General features: G+C 44.0%; 16 protein-coding genes and 1 pseudogene. 6 read left to right on the top strand and 11 right to left on the bottom strand.

Annotated elements, in window-relative coordinates:
- The first annotated feature begins 120 nt into the window (after positions 1-120).
- The gene (locus tag N39L_RS16160; RefSeq protein WP_006617005.1) at positions 121-531 is read left to right on the top strand and encodes a hypothetical protein; all 411 of its coding nucleotides are present in this window, start codon (positions 121-123) and stop codon (positions 529-531) included.
- A gap of 21 nt (positions 532-552) precedes the next feature.
- Here the strand turns inward: N39L_RS16160 and N39L_RS16165 are convergent, their stop codons facing one another.
- A complete protein-coding gene (locus N39L_RS16165) occupies positions 553-1,428 on the bottom strand; it encodes a LysM peptidoglycan-binding domain-containing M23 family metallopeptidase (protein WP_231852214.1) in 876 nt (291 codons plus the stop codon).
- A gap of 179 nt (positions 1,429-1,607) precedes the next feature.
- Between N39L_RS16165 and N39L_RS16170 the strand changes: the two genes are divergently transcribed.
- Entirely contained in the window at positions 1,608-2,822 is a 1,215-nt protein-coding gene (locus N39L_RS16170; protein WP_006617003.1) for an HhoA/HhoB/HtrA family serine endopeptidase, read from the top strand.
- Positions 2,823-2,865: 43 nt separating this feature from the next.
- Here N39L_RS16170 and N39L_RS16175 read toward each other — a convergent pair whose 3' ends face one another.
- A complete protein-coding gene (locus tag N39L_RS16175; RefSeq protein ID WP_006617002.1) occupies positions 2,866-3,219 on the bottom strand; it encodes a DUF760 domain-containing protein in 354 nt (117 codons plus the stop codon).
- 59 nt (positions 3,220-3,278) lie between these two features.
- On the bottom strand, positions 3,279-3,803 hold the full coding sequence (gene scpB / locus N39L_RS16180) for an SMC-Scp complex subunit ScpB (RefSeq protein ID WP_006617001.1): 525 nt from the start codon (positions 3,801-3,803) through the stop codon (positions 3,279-3,281).
- A 304-nt stretch (positions 3,804-4,107) separates the two neighbouring features.
- Here scpB and N39L_RS16185 point away from each other — a divergent pair, with 304 nt between their 5' ends.
- On the top strand, positions 4,108-5,391 hold the full coding sequence (locus N39L_RS16185) for a serpin family protein (protein ID WP_006617000.1): 1,284 nt from the start codon (positions 4,108-4,110) through the stop codon (positions 5,389-5,391).
- Positions 5,392-6,836: 1,445 nt separating this feature from the next.
- Here N39L_RS16185 and N39L_RS16190 read toward each other — a convergent pair.
- Positions 6,837-7,754: a vitamin K epoxide reductase family protein gene (locus N39L_RS16190; RefSeq protein WP_006616975.1), complete on the bottom strand. Its 918-nt coding sequence runs from the start codon at positions 7,752-7,754 to the stop codon at positions 6,837-6,839.
- A gap of 274 nt (positions 7,755-8,028) precedes the next feature.
- Here N39L_RS16190 and dusB point away from each other — a divergent pair, with 274 nt between their 5' ends.
- Positions 8,029-9,036 carry a tRNA dihydrouridine synthase DusB gene (dusB, locus tag N39L_RS16195; protein WP_035737076.1) on the top strand — a complete coding sequence of 336 codons (1,008 nt, stop codon included), beginning with the start codon at positions 8,029-8,031 and terminating at the stop codon, positions 9,034-9,036.
- Positions 9,037-9,048: 12 nt separating this feature from the next.
- Entirely contained in the window at positions 9,049-9,972 is a 924-nt protein-coding gene (gene argF, locus N39L_RS16200; protein WP_006616973.1) for an ornithine carbamoyltransferase, read from the top strand.
- Positions 9,973-10,182: 210 nt separating this feature from the next.
- On the opposite strand, the gene N39L_RS16205 is transcribed toward argF, so the two are convergent.
- Positions 10,183-10,356, bottom strand: coding sequence for a hypothetical protein (locus N39L_RS16205; RefSeq protein WP_014275724.1), 174 nt, complete (start codon positions 10,354-10,356; stop codon positions 10,183-10,185).
- Positions 10,357-10,971: 615 nt separating this feature from the next.
- Between N39L_RS16205 and N39L_RS16210 the strand changes: the two genes are divergently transcribed.
- Positions 10,972-11,838 carry a pentapeptide repeat-containing protein gene (locus N39L_RS16210; protein WP_006616972.1) on the top strand — a complete coding sequence of 289 codons (867 nt, stop codon included), beginning with the start codon at positions 10,972-10,974 and terminating at the stop codon, positions 11,836-11,838.
- An 18-nt stretch (positions 11,839-11,856) separates the two neighbouring features.
- On the opposite strand, the gene hpsJ-A is transcribed toward N39L_RS16210, so the two are convergent.
- The 6 genes and pseudogenes from hpsJ-A to N39L_RS16240 all read right to left on the bottom strand — a co-directional run bounded on the left by hpsJ-A (position 11,857) and on the right by N39L_RS16240 (position 19,572).
- Positions 11,857-12,597, bottom strand: coding sequence for an HpsJ-like protein, cyanoexosortase A-associated (hpsJ-A, locus tag N39L_RS16215; RefSeq protein ID WP_014275726.1), 741 nt, complete (start codon positions 12,595-12,597; stop codon positions 11,857-11,859).
- 34 nt (positions 12,598-12,631) lie between these two features.
- Entirely contained in the window at positions 12,632-13,288 is a 657-nt protein-coding gene (locus N39L_RS16220) for a cyanoexosortase A system-associated protein (RefSeq protein ID WP_006616970.1), read from the bottom strand.
- Between the two features lie 3 nt (positions 13,289-13,291).
- Positions 13,292-14,155, bottom strand: coding sequence for a cyanoexosortase A (gene crtA, locus N39L_RS16225; RefSeq protein WP_014275727.1), 864 nt, complete (start codon positions 14,153-14,155; stop codon positions 13,292-13,294).
- Positions 14,156-15,383: 1,228 nt separating this feature from the next.
- Positions 15,384-16,278: pseudogene (locus N39L_RS16230) on the bottom strand (IS630 family transposase).
- A gap of 357 nt (positions 16,279-16,635) precedes the next feature.
- Positions 16,636-19,035: a GH116 family glycosyl hydrolase gene (locus tag N39L_RS16235; protein ID WP_006617379.1), complete on the bottom strand. Its 2,400-nt coding sequence runs from the start codon at positions 19,033-19,035 to the stop codon at positions 16,636-16,638.
- A gap of 9 nt (positions 19,036-19,044) precedes the next feature.
- Positions 19,045-19,572, bottom strand: coding sequence for a GNAT family N-acetyltransferase (locus tag N39L_RS16240; RefSeq protein WP_006617380.1), 528 nt, complete (start codon positions 19,570-19,572; stop codon positions 19,045-19,047).
- Positions 19,573-19,578 lie beyond the last annotated feature (6 nt).

Consider the following 19,578-nt stretch of genomic DNA (forward strand, 5'->3'; position numbering starts at 1 on the left):
TCATAATTTTGTCTGGCACAGATCATTGGTTATCCTAGAGAAAGAAATAGCCCTGATTATAGATAGTCTGTTCAGATTTCGCGCCAGGAGTATGTCAAAGCCAAATTTCTGAGTCTCATCATGGATAAAATTAAGTTTCGCAGATACAAAAGAACAGCAGTTATCACCCTAGTCCTGATAGCATCAGTCGGTCTGGAAGCCTGCGCTTCTTACCACAAAAGACGAGAAGTATATAGAAATCTTCAGGACTGCCATCAACAATGGGGTGAAGCTAATCTATGTGAACCAATTACCGATGGTTCCTACCCCGTAGGCTACCATTATGGTCCCTATTATAAACATCGCGGGGGTCGCTACTATTACTATCGTACCTTCAATTCAAGCCCTCGTGCTGTTCCCTCTAGTGCAGGTATCACTAATACCACTCGTGGAGGTAGGAGTCCCTCTGTTGGTGGTGTGAGACGAGGTGGTTTTGGTTCCGGTGGTCGCAGCGCTACATTTAGAGGTACAGGAGGGAGTCGAGGGGGTTGATGAAAGTTAAATTTAGCCAGCCTATTGTCGGCGAACTCGGCGGTTGTAATGACTGTCTGCTTCTTGGATATCTAAGTAAGAACTAGGGTCTTCGGCAACCCATCCTAAATTGGAGTTATAGCGGACTTCAAAATGGAGGTGGGGGCGATCGCTACTTGGTCGGCCGGTCTGACCCACTAATCCTAAAGTTTCCCCTAATGCTACTTGCTGTCCGGTGTCAACCACAGTTTCCAAAAGGTGAGCGTAGCGGGTTTGTTTTCCCTGGGCGTGATTAACTACCACCAGATTACCATAGCCCTCTCGATATCCAGCAAAAGCTACCACACCTTTACCCACAGCTAAAACAGGAGTTCCGGTGGGTGCGGATAAATCAATACCTCCATGAAATACTACTTGACCACTAACCGGGTCTAACTGCCACCCATAGCGCAACAGTACCTCAGCCATAATTGGTAATGGATAGCCAGATAACAGGTTAGGGGAGGGAGTAACTGGCGGCGCAGGTGCCCAGTTGACTCCGGGAATAAATACTACCCTGGGTTCAGCTTGACAGCCATTGACTTCAAAAATTACATCGGCTCTGGTATTATGGGCACGCGCTACATCCACCCAGGTCTGACCGGGTTCTACTTCTATCTGAATGCCATTGTAGGGGGGAATCAGGATCTCTTGTCCGACGGAGACTACACCATCACGTAAACTGGGATTCATACCCATGAGGGTAGCAGGAATTAAATTGTACTGTCGCGCAATGGTTGCTAGGGTTTCGCCTGGGGCGACACGATGACGTTGCAGACGGGATAAAGCCGGAGTTGGACAAACTTCTCGGGCTTCCTGGGAAAATACGTTAGCTAGTCCCACAGGGGCGATCGCACCTAGGAAGATAACAGAGATCAAGGCTGACTTGCAGATCATATTCAGTCCGTATTAACTTCGTTAATTAGTTACAGCAGGGCAATATTGGCTTTAATATAGCCGAGGCTCGGATACAATTGCTAAAATTGAGGCAAGGAACTTAGCTTCATCGCTGGGGTTCATTTGATTTAGAGATATCGATCCGGTCGGAATATTTAAACATGGATTTATCTTTTAGGCAGTTAACCGTGTATCTGGCCCTACTTTCGATCGGGGGCGGTACTGGTTTAATCGGTGGTCGCTATTTATATGCTAATCATCTGGTGACTAATTCTCCCGCCGTCCCCGTGGTTCGAGAAGTGTCCCCGGAAACGCCACCCTACTACCGTCAGAGTCCTATTGCTGCACGCAATAACTCCAATTTTATCGCTGAAGCTGTCCAAAAGGTGGGACATTCGGTGATTCGTATTGATGCTGTGCGGACTGCTTCTAAAAATTTACCAGATGCTTTGAATCATCCCCTGTTTAAGCGGTTTTTTGGCGATCGCATTCCCCAGGAGCATGAACGGTTACAGCGGGGAACAGGTTCGGGATTTATTATCAGTTCTGATGGTCGTCTGATTACTAACGCTCATGTGGTCGATGGGGCTAATATAGTCCGTGTCACTCTTAACGATGGTCGCGTGTTTCAAGGTCAGGTGAGGGGGGTTGATGACTTAACTGATATTGCTGTGGTCAAAATTGAAGCCCAGGATTTACCTACAGCTCCTATTGGTGTTTCTGAGGGGTTGATTCCCGGTCAGTGGGCGATCGCTATTGGTAATCCCCTCGGTTTGGATAATACCGTAACTGTGGGAATTATTAGTGCCATTGGGCGATCGAGTTCTCAGGTCGGTATCCCTAATAAACGGGTGCGCTTTATTCAAACTGATGCTGCTATTAACCCTGGTAACTCAGGAGGTCCCCTGTTAAATGATCGGGGTCAAGTTATTGGCATTAATACCGCTATTCGTTCTAATGCTCAAGGTTTGGGCTTTGCTATCCCTATTGAAACCGCCCTGCGAATTGCTAATCAATTATTTGACCACGGGAGAGCAGACCATTCCTTCCTAGGGGTGAAAATGGTTGCCCTTAACCCCACCATTAAGGAGGAGATCGATCAGCAACTCAATCTTAAACTGACTAAGGATAGGGGAGTGTTAGTGGTTCGGGTGGTCGAAGGCTCTCCCGCTGCTAATGCTGGTATTCAACGGGGAGATATCATTAATCGAGTCGCCGGCAGCCCGGTTATCACTCCCACCCAAGTCCAAGAGCAAATCCAATTTACCCTGGTGGGACAAGAGTTGGAAATTGAGATTGACCGTCTGGGAAAAACCGAAACCATTAAAGTGCAGATGGCTGCGGCTCCAGACTCCGCTTTGTCAGGGGTTGACTGACTTTGAGGTAAATTACTATTACCCCTTAATCCGGTTAATCCGGTTAATCCCGTTCTGGTTTAGTTGATTGGGAACGGGAAGACGGGGTGCTGGAAATATTTTCCTCTAGGTGCATACGCTGCTCCATCTGACGGAGAAAATACCCGGTCATCATGGCTGAAGCTAGTAAGCCAGCCAGGTTGTCTCTATTGGTTGTGATTTGTACGTCGAAGTCATCTGAGGGTAAAACGCCTACCAGACCTTGGACATTGCGGGAAATTATTTCTTTGATCTCTGGACTGGCTGATTGAGCAACGTGGGCTAAAACATCGGGATGTTGATGTTGTAGATAGTGCAACAGGGGGTTCTCAGAGATTTCTTGGTCATTAGACGAATGAAAGTCGGAGTTAAAAACCATGAGGTGACTTGTTAGTGTCTGCTCTACTTTAGTTCTACTTTAATTCCAGTTTAGTCGATTTAACTAGATGCTGTGCTATCTTCTGGCAAATTTGTCTTTAAATTTAGCGACAGTTGCTGGGGAAGTTGGTCTAGTTGAAAGTATTGATGGAATTTTTTGCTGACCTGTAACCAATAGGAACGGGCTTGGGGTTGTCGTCGTTTGGTGACGAATTCTAATTCTACCAGTTCCTGAACGTGCTGATAAGCACCACTACCTCGTAATTCTACCAGATCGGTTTGGGTAATGCCACCATTAAGGGCGATCGCTGCCAAAGTCCGTAAAGCCCCCACACCTAATTCTGGTGGTACTAGGGTGTGCATTAGTTCCCCGTAGGCTTGGCGCAGTTGCAGGCTGTAACCTTTCTTGGTTTCCACAATTTCTAAGGCCGTATCCCGGTGGGCATAATCTGACATTAGTTGAATTATGGCTTCTTCTGCTTGGGGGCGATCGCATTGAGCTAATTGTACAATCTCGGACAAGGACAAGGCTTGACCTTTCAGGTACAAAATTGCTTCAATCTTAGCTAGGAGACTAATGGCCATAAAACTGTCGGTAATTTATAACATTTCCCATTGATAGGGGAACTATGCCACAATTATAACCACATTATAGCATCAATTATCCCCCTTGGGCAATTTCGGTTAACAAATAACCATTATTTACTGGCTCTAGGAAGGTTAAATTAGTTGAATATTGGGCGGCTATGATACCATATAATATTACCCACCTCTCCTGGGGCTCTAACTGCTGCCTGGCTGGGTCTCAGGTTGGAGTTGATCCGCCAACCATATACAATCCGAATAGCTGAAATATACTATATTTGGAGGCGATAACTTACGGATTTTTATGAAAAAATTATGGGCTAATTATTGCCAATACATGGGATTATTAATCGCCACGGCTGTTATGGTAGCAGTCAGTGGTTGGGCTATTGATCAAATCCCAGATTCCCATTTAATATCGGATTTACCCGCACCTCAAACTACCGAAAATATGGCTATGAATGACCAAGTAGTGGCGGCTTACACGGGTTTTGCGTTTCGGCTGTTTTCTCGTGTTTATCAGCATCAAAATCAGGAAAATATTTTTATTTCTCCGGCGAGTATTACTAATGCTCTGGCTATGACCTATAATGGGGCGGCGGGAACTACTAAAGAGGCGATCGCTCAAACGTTGCAAGTTCAGGATATCAGTTTAGCAGAACTAAATCAGGCTAATTTGGCTCTCAATCAGTCAATTTCAGCCCTTGATGAAGATGTGCAAATTAATATTGCTAATTCTCTTTGGTTGCATCAGTCGGCTTTTTTCTTACCCGATTTTCTCGACCGGATCAATCAGTTTTATCAGGCTAAACTCACAGCAGTTGATTTTAGTAGTCCTGATACCCCATCCCAAATTAATGATTGGGTTAAACAGGAAACTAATGGCAAAATTACTCAGATTGTCGAAACTATCCCTAATCAAACTATTCTGTATCTAATTAATGCCATATATTTTAAGGGTATGTGGTCGGAACCATTTGACAAAGAACTCACCCAAGAACAGCCTTTTACCCTGATTGATGGTAGCACAAAACTCCATCCCCTCATGTTTCAATTTGGCAATTATCTGTATCTGGAAAACTCCGATTTTCAAGGCATTAGCCTTCCCTACGCTGATGATGCTAGATTTAGTTTATATGTATTTCTTCCCCGCGAAAATGTCAGCCTCGATCGCTTTTATACCCAGTTGAATGCTACCCAGTGGGAAGAATGGATTAAGCAAATGCGATCGCGACCAGGTTCTATCCAACTACCCCGTTTTCAACTTGAGTATGAAGTCGGTTTAAACGATAGTTTGAAATCCATGGGGATGGATATAGCTTTTGACCCTAATCAAGCTGATTTTTCTAATCTGACTCCAGATAATAATGTACGCATCTCTGAGGTTAAACATAAGACTTTTGTAGAGGTTAACGAGGAGGGAACCGAAGCGGCGGCGGTAACTTCAGTTACCGTATTTACCGAAAGTACCCCCTCCATACCTGAACCATTTTCAATGGTGGTAAATCGTCCATTTTTTCTGGCTATTCGCGATAATCAAACCCGCACCATTTTATTTATGGGTTCTATTGTAGACCCAGGGTTATAGGTGCGTCAGTTTTTAACCATCCGGTGATAATTGGGATTTAGGGGTTATATGGTAGACCCAGGTTATCGGTGCGTCAGTTTTTAAGAATCGGGTAATGATTAGGATTGAACTATTCTGACGCACCCTACTAAATGTCATTGATGGTAGTTATCGGTGCGTCAGTTTTTAAACCCAGGTTATCGGTGCGTCAGTTTTTAAGAATCGGGTAATGATTAGGATTGACCTATTCTGACGCACCCTACTAAATGTCATTGATGGTAGTTATCGGTGCGTCAGTTTTTAAGAATTGGGTAATGATTAGGATTGAACTATTCTGACGCACCCTACTAAATGTCATTGATGGTAGTTATCGGTGCGTCAGTTTTTAAGAATTGGGTAATGATTAGGATTGACCTATTCTGACGCACCCTACTAAATGTCATTGATGGTAGTTATCGGTGCGTCAGTTTTTAAGAATTGGGTAATGATTAGGATTGAACTATTCTGACGCACCCTACTAAATGTCATTGATGGTAGTTATCGGTGCGTCAGTTTTTAAGAATTGGGTAATGATTAGGATTGACCTATTCTGACGCACCCTACTAAATGTCATTGATGGTAGTTATCGGTGCGTCAGTTTTTAAGAATTGGGTAATGATTAGGATTGACCTATTCTGACGCACCCTACTAAATGTCATTGATGGTAGTTATCGGTGCGTCAGTTTTTAAGAATTGGGTAATGATTAGGATTGACCTATTCTGACGCACCCTACTAAATGTCATTGATGGTAGTTATCGGTGCGTCAGTTTTTAAGAATTGGGTAATGATTAGGATTGACCTATTCTGACGCACCCTACTAAATGTCATTGATGGTAGTTATCGGTGCGTCAGTTTTTAAGAATTGGGTAATGATTAGGATTGACCTATTCTGACGCACCCTACTAAATGTCATTGATGGTAGTTATCGGTGCGTCAGTTTTTAAGAATTGGGTAATGATTAGGATTCACCTATTCTGACGCACCCTACTAAATGTCATTGATGGTAGTTATCGGTGCGTCAGTTTTTAAGAATTGGGTAATGATTAGGATTGACCTATTCTGACGCACCCTACTAAATGTCATTGATGGTAGTTATCGGTGCGTCAGTTTTTAAGAATTGGGTAATGATTAGGATTGACCTATTCTGACGCACCCTACTAAATGTCATTGATGGTAGTTATCGGTGCGTCAGTTTTTAAGAATTGGGTAATGATTAGGATTGACCTATTCTGACGCACCCTACTAAATGTCATTGATGGTAGTTATCGGTGCGTCAGTTTTTAAGAATTGGGTAATGATTAGGATTGACCTATTCTGACGCACCCTACTAAATGTCATTGATGGTAGTTATCGGTGCGTCAGTTTTTAAGAATCGGGTGATGATGGGGATTGACCTATTCTGACACACCCGAAAAAGCTGCTTTTTTTAGGAATTACCAAAATTCCGGGAACCAGTGTAACCACTTAATTGTGCTAAACGTTCTAAAGAGATTAACCCCGGATGTAATTCACCGTTAATTTCCCAAGCTGGATATCCGGGAATACCCTTAGCTTGACACACATCCGGTTGCGGATTTTCTCCACCGGGGTCGCATTCAATATAGGTAAGATAATTGATGGCTTGTTGACCAAATAACTGTTTTTGTTGTTCACAGAAATTACACCAGTAAGCACCATACATCACAGCACCTACATTAGTTAAATGTTGAGCCAGGGAGATATTATCTGGATTAGAAGCTGAGGTGATATTATAAGAATTTTGACTCCCATCACTGAGGGATGGATTCTTAATGGGAGCATAAATAGCTAGAGTGCTAATTATAGTCACCATAGCCACAATGACACCTAAAAAAACCAGTTGACCGATATCATCCCAATTACGGCCAATGATAGTTAATACCAATAGACTGAAAGAGGCGATCGCCGAACCTATACAAAACCAGCAAATCGATTGGATTTCAAAAGCCATGATATACATCAGATAGCTACTGAAAATCGCCATAGAACAGGCTCCTACAAACATCAGTAACCAGGTGTAATTTTCGACTTTAGTCCGCAAAGTTTTCTGAGTTTCTGAACTAATAAATAGTGGCACAACCGCCATAGCAATCATATAGACATAAGCCAGAAAGCCAAACAAAGCCAGAGGTAAGCCAAAAACTTCCGCATAGGGACTATCTAGGACACTCTCACAGCCTTCTGTAGGACAGCTAGTGGGTCCTTCCTGTAGTGCTTGTATGGTTAGATACGAAGTAATAGCAGCCCCAAAAGCACCAATTCCAGCAATAATCAAACGTGACTTTTGTTGAATCCACGGAGTTGAACGCTGACGCATCTGAATCATCTGTAATTTCTCCTAATTAGAGGTTCCAGGGAATGATGGCGGTATGGTAAACCACAAGAGATATAATTGTAACAATTTAGATTGTAATCTGGTATGGCGACTCCTATAACTATAACAGTGGGGGTTGAGCCACGGGGTCTCATCTCTAACAGAAACCCCCTCCCGGTTGTCTGTGGCTGGCTGGTAAATTACTCCCCAAGGATTTATGAATGATGGCAGTTTATTATATATTGGTGTATAATGAAAGTTTGATTTCCTGAATTATATGCCGGCTATGTCTGCCCTATCTCCTGAATTAAAAGAACGGCTATCTTCACCCCTAAAGATTGGCAAATTTGAGGTAAACAGTAGGGTGTTACAATCGCCTCTGTCAGGGGTGACTGATTTGGTATTTCGGCGCTTGGTGAGGCGCTATGCTCCCAATTCGATGATGTATACAGAGATGGTACACGCTTCCCAAATTATTCATGTGCGGAAGTTACCAATTCTGATGGAAATTGACCCGGGAGAACGTCCGATTAGTATTCAATTATTTGATTGTCGCCCGGATTTTTTGGTGGAGGCGGCGCGAAAAGCTGTGGAAGAAGGGGCGGATACTATTGATGTGAATATGGGTTGTCCGGTGAATAAAATTACTAAAAATGGCGGCGGTTCTTCGCTGTTACGACAACCGGAAATCGCTGAGAAAATAGTGCGATCGCTTAACGAGGCTGTATCAGTTCCCATCACTGTCAAAACTCGCTTGGGTTGGGATGATGACGAAATCAATATCTTAGATTTTAGCAAACGCATGGAGGATGCGGGGGCGCAAATGTTGACTATTCACGGACGCACTCGCGCTCAGGGCTATACAGGGAAAGCTAACTGGGAATGGATCGCTAGGGTGAAGCAGAGTTTATCAATTCCAGTAATTGCTAATGGGGATATTGTCTCGGTGTCCTCGGCGGTTCAGTGTTTACAGGAAACTGGCGCTGATGGGGTTATGTGTTCTCGGGGAACTCTGGGTTATCCGTTTTTGGTGGGGGAAATTGATTATTTCCTGAAAACTGGCCAGATGAAGACAGCGCCCACAGTGGTTGAACGTTTAGAATGTGCGAAGGAACATTTACAAGCACTTTGGGTGTACAAAGGTCAGCGTGGTATTTATCAGTCTCGTAAACACATGACTTGGTATGCTAAAGGTTTCCCAGGAGCAAATGAACTGCGGGAACAACTGGCTAAAGTTGAGACGGTTGAGCAGGGATGTGATTTGCTTGATGGGGCGATCGCCATATTCAAATAATTAGGAGCAATTATGGAATCATTAAAAGGACGAGATTTGCTGAGTTTGGCTGATTTGACTGTGGCTGAATTGCACTCGGTGTTATCTTTGGGAATTCAGTTAAAGTCGGGAATGCGGAAACTACAACGACGGAAGGTTTTGGGGTTGATGTTTTCTAAGGCTTCGACTCGTACCCGTGTCAGTTTCTCGGTGGCTATGTATCAATTGGGGGGACATATAATTGATTTAAATCCTAGCGTTACTCAGGTGAGTCGGGGGGAACCTTTGGTTGATACGGCGCGGGTATTGGGTAGATATTTAGATGCGATCGCTATTCGGACTTTTGCACAAAAGGATTTGGAAACTTTTGCTAGTTATGCGGAAATTCCGGTAATTAATGCTCTCACAGATCGGGAGCATCCTTGTCAAGTTTTGGCGGATTTGATGACGGTTCAGGAATGTTTTAATCGCATGGCTGGACTGACTTTAACTTATTTTGGGGATGGGGCTAATAATATGGCTCATTCCCTGCTCTTGGGTTGTGCTATGGTGGGGATGAATATTAGAATTGCTACCCCCTCTCAGTATCCCCCAAATCCCGAAATTGTCGAACAGGCTAAGGCGATCGCTGCTGGTAAAACTGAGGTGATTATTACTGATGATCCGGCTGAAGCTGCCAAGGGATCTCATGTCTTATATACTGATGTTTGGGCGAGTATGGGTCAGGAGAGTGAGGCGGATGATCGTATTCCTTTATTTATGCCTTTTCAGGTCAATGAAAGTCTATTAGCTAAGGCTGATGATGATGCGATCGTTCTCCATTGTTTACCTGCTCATCGAGATGAGGAAATTACTGATGGGGTAATTGAAGGAGTGCGATCGCGGGTTTGGGACCAGGCGGAAAACCGAATGCACGCCCAAAAAGCATTATTAGCTAGTTTACTTTCTGATGATTAATTAACCCATACCTTCACATTAACCCGGTTTTTGGATGCACCCAATACCTGATTAACCGGGTTAATTATCTCAATAATTATGGGTAATTTTAGTGATGCTTAATGCAGCGCCATCAAGCTGATTTATCCCTGAACAAAATCAAAATATCTGAGAGTTTATCTGGTCTGATTACTCATGATTCACTGAGTATAATCAACTGGTGATTAAATCCTAATCATCATCTGGGTCGCCCCAGTTTTCCGGGAATTTACCTTTAGTGGTAACCCTTTTGAGAATTTTTTTATCAACATAAAATCGCTTGGGAGGCGGTGGTTTTTTGGCTGGAGCGGGTTCGGTTCGCCATATTAATCCTAGTAGGATAACACCAATCAGAACAGCTTCCATATCTTGAAATTCCTCACAAAATGACGATGGAGAGTACCTGCTACCCACAGGCTATGCGATCACTGGTAACCAAAGCCCCTGTAGGGTGACGCACCCCTCAGACTGCTATGGTTTTTCTGGATTTAACACCAGTCTAATCATCGATTTAGGCAATGTCAATAAAAAGTCCCACTTTTTAGGAAAAAGTTACCCAATTCCCTACCTGGTGCTGATTTAGCTATTGCTGCTACGGTTTAACCTGGTTGTGTGCTATGGTTAACATGAGTTTAAATTATATTAACAACTGTATAATCATGGCTGTAACAATTAATTGAAGGTCAGCGATAGTAGCAATTATATCTGAGGTGATCATCATTCTCAAGGTAGATGTTTTTCGGGCCCTTATGGTGCTACACTCTATAGTGTGTAAATTAGATTATGAGGATAACTTAACACCACTGACAAAAATATTAAGTACATATACCATTTAGCTCAGGTGTAAATTAGATTGATATGGATCTCTATAGATATCTCCAACCATCTATAATTGATTTTTATATCAATAAAATTGATGATATGATCGCCTCAGATATGTTTTATAAATACAAATAATCCCAGAAATTGAGGGTGGTATATATGTCCAAATTAGCAACTTTTCAAATTCCTGAATATTCAGTAGAACCTACATGGGGGAGTGGCTTAACAGTGGTGAACCAGGAACAGTTAACCTGCTTGAGACGAGGAGTTGCCGTTTGGAATAAATGGCGAGAAGATTACCCAGAAGTGGACCCAGATATGATGAATGCTAACCTCAAAGGAATGTATCTCAAAGGGGTTGATTTTAGTGGTGCTAACCTGACAGATACGGATTTAAAAGGAGCCTATTGTTTAAGGGGAAGTTTCCCAAAGGTTGAGGGAGATCAAGCTCAGTTTGATGGGGCTTATTTGAAAGAGGCTGATTTTTCTGGAGCTTATTTACAGGGGTCGAGTTTTAAAGGTGCTGATTTGCGAAATGTAAATTTTACTAATGCTCATTTGGTGGGTGTAGATTTCCGAGGTGCGGATCTCCGGGGTGCTAATTTCAGTGGCGCAAACCTTTACCGATCGCAATTAATGGGAGCGATCGCCAGTGAAACTAAATGGTGTAAAGCTAATCTATTAACAGCTAATTTATTAGGTGCAGATTTACGGTCGGCTAACCTGGAAAATGCTAATTTAACTCGCGCCAACCTCGAAGAAGTAAATTTGTCCAATGCTTTAGCCTTCCATGCAAATTTTGAGCAGGCTACACTGACGGGAGTATGTATAGACCAATTAAAGATTAATAATCAGACTAATTTCCGGCGGGCTGTCTGTGATTTTGTTTATCTGAAGCCTGATAGACAGGGGCGTTATCCTTTCCCTTCTAATTATCAGTCTTTAGAAGAAGATGCGATCGCACTAATTTCTCGGATTTCCTCCAAGTTGATACCAATGCGATCGCCTAGTTCTTCCCCCGTTTAATAGTGGCTAAGTAGCTGCTTAAACTTTTTTCCTAGCCCAAGCAGTTCCTCTCCAAATAGTCACAAATAAGACACCGGAAACCAAAGCCCCTATATTCCACTTAACCGAATTTTTTAACAGGGTAATTCTGCGGTTTCTGCGGGTTTGTTCTGCTTCAATTTGAGTCCTTTGCGCCGTAGTAGACAGAAAACCAGAAAGCTCCTGTTTAATTTGGTTCACCTGTTCGCGGTTTTGAATCTCAGGAGAGCGTCCTTGGGTATCCAGACGGCTGAGAAGTTCCCGCATTTGGTCTTCTGATGTCGTCTGTTCTAACTGCTCCTGAACCGTTTGAATATCGGTGATGCGTTGTTCCACTTGACTATCAATTTGCTCACTGCTTTGTTGCTCAATTCTGAGAGTGTTGAAAATTCCTAGGGGAACCATTAAAATAAATAGTACACCTAACAGTAAAGAAAACCAAGAAATGAACATTAACAAAGGTTCTTCAAAGCGACCTCGTAAATTGCGTTCACCAAAGAAAATAAACACCAGAGAAATGAGAGGAACAGCAGACCTTTCCACAATCCCACCCATAGTTTGAAACTCCCAAACCGGGTTCATCAATTGAGGAGGAAGTATAATTGTCAGCAAATCTAACATTGATAAAAATAATAACCCGTAGCCCACCGATCGCAGGGGAGGAATGGTTTTTAACAGGTTAGAACTAAACTTCCAAAGTACCTCTACTTTATCATTCAGAGGCTGTTCAGATTGAGTCATAGGTTTAAAAGTTGTAAATTGAGAAGGGGTATAATCAGCGCTCAAGTTGAGGGAATCGAGGATGCCACCACTGATACCAAACTTGCCAAACTTCCTCTAAAATTGGGTAAGTTTCCTCAAAATAATTATCGGACATTGGCAGTGATAAATGAGACCACAAACAGCGGTGATCTCTGAGGGGTTCTTCTCCCATCAAAACTGGTATAATTCTGGACAACTGTAAGTCATAGGTATAGCGGTTTTGAATGAACTGTTCATAGGTGATAGCACTGGGACCTCTTGGATTAATACAAGAGCGAAGGTAGACACGGGAATTGTCAACCGAAAGGCTATAGGAACCTGTACTATTGGTGCGAGTTAGTGTCGGAAATTGTGCCGTAACAGAAGCATCCCTTGGATCGTACTGGCGAAACAGTTTCTCATTGGGATGGGGATGATCAACATATCGCATTTCTATCTGTAGAATTTTATCATTCTGCTGATAACGATAAATATTTCCCCAGGGTTCTGTCAGTGCTTCACTTTCCTGATGCTGCCATCCTGGTAAAGGGACGATCGCCGGAAAGGTAAAGAGTTCGACAACTTGCTCAGTAGTTTTCTGGGGTTCTAGGATTGATTTTCCTAGAACTATAACTACTCCCCCAAATGTTAGCACAAGTAATGAAATTCGCACATTTTCCCAGATTTTCATAATTTATTGGCTGGGGGTATCTTGATTAGTTGGTGGTGTATCCTGTTTAATCATAAACCAACAAAAACAGCCAAACAATGCCACGGAAATCATCGAAAATATCAGAGAACCTTCTCCGACGTGCCAGTAATAAACTGCTGCGGGTTTGTGGGCATTAGCCAGCACAGCTAATAAGACAATCCGAAATCCATTGACTACAAAACTAATTAATACTGCTACCACCGGAATAATAATTTTTTTCCAGAGTCCTTCTAAGGGAAACATCACCATAAATAGCACTGATAATCCTAACAGGTAAAACATTCCTTCTAACCCGGAACATCCCATATTGACACTCACCCCTCCATCGGGCAGCATGACGTTAAATTGATCCAGAGAAACATCAGCCCCAGAGTACCATAAAATTAAGGTGGCAAATTTAGCAGTAATGCCTGAAATATCTACCAACGGCCAAATAAATACTTTGGGAACACCTAGAAAAAACAAGATTGTTAGTTCCCGCCAGTATTCCCGAAAGCCACTGAAACCGGAAGCTATTAAACTCCAGCCAATGGCTGATATAAATGGCGAAACTCCTAACCAGTTGGAAGTGGGACGGGTGGCACTTTTTAGCAAAACCATGGCAATTATTAGCATCCCTAATAAGGTGGCTAAGGGGCTGCTGGTTTGCTTGGCGAGTTCCTGGCGTTTATCCCATACTAAAGAAAAGGCAGATAACCAAAACATGAGACTTAATGCCAAAAAGCTGACGTTATTACGATGATAAATTAGGGTCAGGTGAATTGACATTAGACCTCCGGCGATCGCCATCAGCCAAAATTCTGACTGTTTCCAGGATTGAATTGACAAAAAATTAGGTGTGTTCATCATCAATTTTTTCCCAAATATTACTATGGTGAAATACTCTAGCCATTATCTATCGGATACTAGGACATTCATCAATGGGGGTAATTTCCTACAGATGTAGGTGTCTGGGTTGTCAATAATAGCCTAGCTAGATTATAGCTGGAAGGGGGGATTTATATAGCGATCGCCTGGAGAATATAATCTCTCAACAGATAACTATATGGCTGTAAGTCTCAAATACTAAATATTATTATAATTTTCTGATAATGTTGGTGCGAGACGTTCAGGCATGAAATAGGGTTGAGATACCCGAAATAACCTCCTGGTAGGAATTTCAGCCCCTTGGTTGAATATAAGGAGCTCGCTCCTGACCATCCCCATAACTGTTTATATGTCCCAACGTTTGGAAAGACAACCTTCCAAACAAGGCAGGGGACTCAAGGTCATAAACAAACTGTTTTGATTGGAGAGTGTAGACTCCATGATATAGCAGGGAGTAGAGAGTAACGGCGTTAGCCACCCCCAGTTTTGGAAATCATAACTCCAGGATTGAAGCGGGGAACGGAAGGCGTGAGGTAGAACTCACTACCAAGATGCGACCACTGCCAACCATCCATGATTAGGGAAACCGAATGTCTGGCTTGAACCACCGTCATCAGTAAGCAGCGAAATAGGTTGATACGCTGCGTTCAAAAGAACAAGGGGAAAAGAAGAGGTTTCGACACACCATCTTCACAGACTTTTAAAAGTACCCCGGTGGATAGGACAAATCTAACGATGGAATGCCCGTATAAACGGAACGTTGTAACCCCTCTAATGCTCTGCCCATAAATAAGTGAGCAATATTACTCACAGGCAGTAGTGAAAAATGTAAGCGTATGGTGCGAGACGTTCGGGTATGAAATAGGGCTGAAATGCCCGAAATCACTACCCGGTGAGGATTACAGCCCCGAATTTTGATATAAGGAGCGCACTCCTGACCATCCTCATAACTGTTTACATGTCCCGACGCTTAGGGAACTAAGCAAGGCAGGGAACCCAAGGTCCTAAGCGAACCGAGAAATCACAGAGCAGAGGGTAACGGCGATAGCCACCCCCAGTTTTGGGAATCATAACCCCCCCAGGATTGAAGTGGGGAACGGAAGGCGTGTGGAGGAGCCTACCTCCTACTCGACCACTGCCAACCATCTATGATTAAGGAAACTGAATGTCCGACTGAACCATGGTAATATAGCACTAGTCAATACGGTTAGGACGCAGTCTTGAGAACAGAATCCATGGCCTCATCGAGAGAATCAAACTGCTCACGTGCAATGGCGAATGCGGGCTTTCAACCACGACCAACATTTCTCTATCTTGTTGAGGTCTGGCGAATAAGGCCGAAGATAGAGTAAACGGCATTGAGCTGCCTCCACCAGTTCAGCCTGCCGCCCCCCTTTATGAAACGTTGCATTGTCCAATACTAGAGTCTGACCTGGCTTCAATGTTGGAATTAAGATGAACTCCAACCACAACTCAAACACTGTCCGATTACAACAACCCTCAAAGGTAAAGGGAGTTAAGAGTTGTTGATAACACCATGCGGCCATATAGCTCACCCTGCCCTGCCTCTTCCCTGATTTGAGGGTATGGAAGCGTTGTCCTTCCTGGCAGTAACCATAAGGATAATCCGAGTCTTGACTATTCATGCCAGCTTCATCGAGGTAAACCAACCCTTCCGGCTCCATATGTTGAATCTGAGCAATAAACGCCTCTCGCTGTTGCTGATCACGTTCTTGGTAGCCGTAAGTTTTTTTTCTGGTGAAGCCAATTTTCTTCAAGGCTCTGGATATGGTGCGAGGAGAGATGTCGTCATCCCAAAGTTGAGCCATTTGAGCGGAGGTTTTGTGGCCATGCTCTTGGGCAAAAGCCTTGAATTTATGCCAGTCGGTAATTTGGTGGTTATTGCCAGGTGGGCGATTAGGTTTAGGGAGGAAGTCTCCGGTCTGTGCTTTTCTTTGCAGTCAGAGATTGATAGTGTTCCTGCTGACATGGAAAACTTGACTGGCTTCGGTTTTGGGTATACCGTCTAGTTCAATTGCATTAATAACTTTTTGTCTAAGGTCGTAACTGTAGGGGGCTGGCCTTTTGGGTCTTCTGTAGATATCCTTGCCATTATACGTCCTAACTTTTCTGTCTTGTGCTATAGATCTAAAAGTTGAAGTCACAAAGCAGGAAGTTGTTACCCTGTTCCCGATGTCAAAAGGGGTATCCACATCAGGATCCGTGTGATGTGAAAGTATCAAGCACGGTTTGGAATTGGAGTTGGGGAAGGCGACTTCCCTTTCGACCATAACGCCACAAAATAGTTGGATGGCTGACGCACCAGAATAATTAACACCCTTGGTGGGTCAGACGACCACAGTAATCATGATTAGACATGGGTAGGGGGTAGGGTGCGTCAGATAGAATCATCATGATGGCCACAAATAGTTGGATGGCTGACGCACCAGAATAATTAACTAGGGGTGTTGTATTTGATAATACATAGCCCAAATTGCCATAGCGCGGAGATAGTGACTAGCGCGGAAAGTTCCGGCGGCGGTAATAGCTTCTGGGGTGCGGAACTGGAGGCCGTTTTGATATACTTGAGTGATAACGGCTTCGGCGAGTTGAAAAGCCTCTTCTTTCATCCCCATTTGAATAAGGAAAGCACCTAGACCGAAATTAATGCCGGTCCATACCTCTAGGGGGTGGGTATCTTGAGGATTAATGGGTTCTCCGGTAGTTCTGACACCGTTAGCGGCTCCAAACTTGCCATTATGAAAATTCTGGAAGCAGGCTTGATAAATGGTTTGTAGCGCCACTCGTGCGCGATGGTGGGGGACAATATCGGGCAAACCTAATAAGGCGGCATAAAACTGACCACAAAGTTGATCGGCCATGACGACATCAGATCCACTCTGACTGTCAAGATTGTAGTAGCTACCATTCCAGAGAGTTTGGTCATAAAGAGGTTTAGCGGTCTCTAACCAATTAGTCCAGGTAGCGATCGCCTTAGTTGTATCTGGGGTGATATCACTATGATGGGAAAGTAGGATATTTGCGATGGCAATAGCGGCTTCCAATGCGGCTAACCATAAGCCCCCACAATAGGCGCTAATCCCCATCATTCGCCAATCATCAAAAGTCTGATCTGGTGCGCCGCCATTTTCTGGGATACAATCACGATCGCGATCGAAGGTTTTGAGATAATCGAGAGTTTGGACGATCGCCGGCCAACATTCTACCAAAAACTGAATATCATCGGCCCCTGTTAGCAGATAATCGCGATATACCTGCAAGACAAAATCACAGGGTAAATCTTTCCACAAATTGCAATCCTGATAACTGGTGTAGTTAGTCTTTTCCCAAGGATGTTCATTAGGAGCCCCCAAGTCATGGGGAGTCGCCCCAGCAGCTTTCCGAATAGCTGAGGCTTGATTGTAACCAATAATTCTGGGGGTATCATCATCAGTAGCGATCGCCTTAGCAAAAGCCCGCATCACGGATTTTTCCAATTCTGGCCACCACATCAACAAACCAAAGGACCCATATAGGCGCACATCGAGACTTTCATACCACCGATAATCCAAGCATTCAAGGACAGCAAACCGTCCCCAAGGCTCATCCTCATCAATAGCAGTCCATAGACTCCCCCCGTCCGTCAGTAGATAAAGTTCATTAAACAAAGCCATTTTGAACCAAGGGGGTAAATCTTGGCGATTGAGAATTGGATTTTGCCATGCTTCGATATTCTCGCGCCAGGTATCGGAATGCTTCATAGCTGTCCGAATCATTGACCAAGCGTTACGACCATTGCGCCCAAAAAAATCGGTATAGTGGCGGTAGTAAGTAACTCCCGCCTCAAACTCAGTCACAGGTAAATCCCAGGCGATAAAAAAGGGAATTTTGCGAGTTTTTCCGGGTCTGAGGATACAACGGACGGCCAAAGCCGCGCCAATTCTTTCACCTTCAAGGGCGGGCCCGTCATCGTGTATATCAATCAGGGACCCATCCTGAGAAAAATATTCCCAAATATCGTAACCATTACCGGAGGGCCTCCAACGGTTGTGACAATATACCTCAACGACAGGGTTAGTAATAGTGGCGATCGCCATTTGACCGTCCCCTTCTCCGAGTTGGTCATTAATATTCAAGCGAGTCATCACACAACCAACACGGTGGAAGTCTTCCACAAAGTGATTACAATTATCCTGGCTATCTCCCCAGCGCGGCTGATATTCGTAAACGGGACTACCATCATCGCGCACTTTCACGGCGGGAGTGTCTAAACGATTAGTAAACCAGCCGATGGTATTTTCCCAGGTTAATAAAATACTGAGGATAATTAGTTTATCGGTGGGGTTGTGGGCTATCCACTCAAACACCGCCACAGGATAACTGGTTTCCTGGTAATTTCCGCCCCACACCGGGGAAAACTGTTCACAGGTTAATTGAGTTTGAAAGACATTTTCATAAACAAACCAACTGCGGGGGTAAAGGGCGTGATAGGTTCCGGTTTGGGTATGCTGATCGGAACTAGGATACCAATTCCATGTTGATAAGCTACCATCTTCGGGAGGTTGGGTAGATAGGGCGTAGGCTTGTCGTTTACCGTCGATTTCCTCAAAAACGCTAAATTGACAGCCAGGAAGGGGGCGAAAGATATGTTCCCCACCATCAAGATGCCATAGATTAAAGTCTCCCCGATGAGACCGACCAATGCAACCAGCGCCAAAACCCCCTAAAGGCATTCCATGAAAGGGACCATCATCTAAATTACTAGGGTAGCGTACTGTATAGGGTTTTTCCCATCCTAAGCCTATGGGACGGTTCCAAGTATAGGGGGGAATATTTAGGGTTGGGGATGGATATTGCATGGTATTTAATCACAAGGGGTAGGGGCGGGTTCTGGGAGAATCCTGGGCGGCGGAACCCTCACCGTAAGCGCGTTTCATGCGGATAAAGGTACAGGGATAGCCAGAAACAGTATTTTCAAAGGTTTCGACTTTGACAAATCCGGCTTTTTCATAAAATCGAATCGCGTTTTGATTTCCCGCCATTACAATAGTCCAAGCTGGGGAACCGATTAAATTAATCGCTAAACGCAAAAGGCGGCACCCGATACCTTGGTGTTGATAATCTGGATCGATGTACAACAGGATAATATAGCCTTGGTAGATTGCCATAATCCCAATGACTTTTTTGCCGTCACAGGCGACAAACTTGCGACAGAGGGGGAAAATACGGGCAATATAGGGATTTTCCGAGAGGGGTCGCATCCCTTTTAAATCACAAGATCCGGCAAATTCGGCGGGTTGGGCGCGATCGTGAACTTGACAGACTTCTTCCCAGTCGCGATCGCGGTAGGGACGAATGGTAATCTGGGAGGTAACTAAATTGGGAGTTGTGGTCATTGATTA

The sequence above is a fragment of the Limnospira platensis NIES-39 genome (assembly GCF_026000695.1).
Classification (GTDB): domain Bacteria; phylum Cyanobacteriota; class Cyanobacteriia; order Cyanobacteriales; family Microcoleaceae; genus Limnospira; species Limnospira platensis.

Excerpts from the sequence above, each read along its gene's own strand:
- scpB (WP_006617001.1), bottom strand. The coding sequence starts at position 3,803 with ATGGCCATTAGTCTCCTAGCTAAGATTGAAGCAATTTTGTACCTGAAA.
- N39L_RS16235 (WP_006617379.1), bottom strand. The coding sequence starts at position 19,035 with ATGCAATATCCATCCCCAACCCTAAATATTCCCCCCTATACTTGGAAC.
- N39L_RS16240 (WP_006617380.1), bottom strand. The coding sequence starts at position 19,572 with ATGACCACAACTCCCAATTTAGTTACCTCCCAGATTACCATTCGTCCC.
- N39L_RS16175 (WP_006617002.1), bottom strand. The coding sequence starts at position 3,219 with ATGGTTTTTAACTCCGACTTTCATTCGTCTAATGACCAAGAAATCTCT.
- hpsJ-A (WP_014275726.1), bottom strand. The coding sequence starts at position 12,597 with ATGACTCAATCTGAACAGCCTCTGAATGATAAAGTAGAGGTACTTTGG.
- N39L_RS16220 (WP_006616970.1), bottom strand. The coding sequence starts at position 13,288 with ATGAAAATCTGGGAAAATGTGCGAATTTCATTACTTGTGCTAACATTT.
- N39L_RS16160 (WP_006617005.1), top strand. The coding sequence starts at position 121 with ATGGATAAAATTAAGTTTCGCAGATACAAAAGAACAGCAGTTATCACC.
- N39L_RS16205 (WP_014275724.1), bottom strand. The coding sequence starts at position 10,356 with ATGGAAGCTGTTCTGATTGGTGTTATCCTACTAGGATTAATATGGCGA.
- N39L_RS16185 (WP_006617000.1), top strand. The coding sequence starts at position 4,108 with ATGAAAAAATTATGGGCTAATTATTGCCAATACATGGGATTATTAATC.
- dusB (WP_035737076.1), top strand. The coding sequence starts at position 8,029 with ATGTCTGCCCTATCTCCTGAATTAAAAGAACGGCTATCTTCACCCCTA.
- N39L_RS16170 (WP_006617003.1), top strand. The coding sequence starts at position 1,608 with ATGGATTTATCTTTTAGGCAGTTAACCGTGTATCTGGCCCTACTTTCG.
- N39L_RS16190 (WP_006616975.1), bottom strand. The coding sequence starts at position 7,754 with ATGATTCAGATGCGTCAGCGTTCAACTCCGTGGATTCAACAAAAGTCA.
- argF (WP_006616973.1), top strand. The coding sequence starts at position 9,049 with ATGGAATCATTAAAAGGACGAGATTTGCTGAGTTTGGCTGATTTGACT.
- crtA (WP_014275727.1), bottom strand. The coding sequence starts at position 14,155 with ATGAACACACCTAATTTTTTGTCAATTCAATCCTGGAAACAGTCAGAA.
- N39L_RS16210 (WP_006616972.1), top strand. The coding sequence starts at position 10,972 with ATGTCCAAATTAGCAACTTTTCAAATTCCTGAATATTCAGTAGAACCT.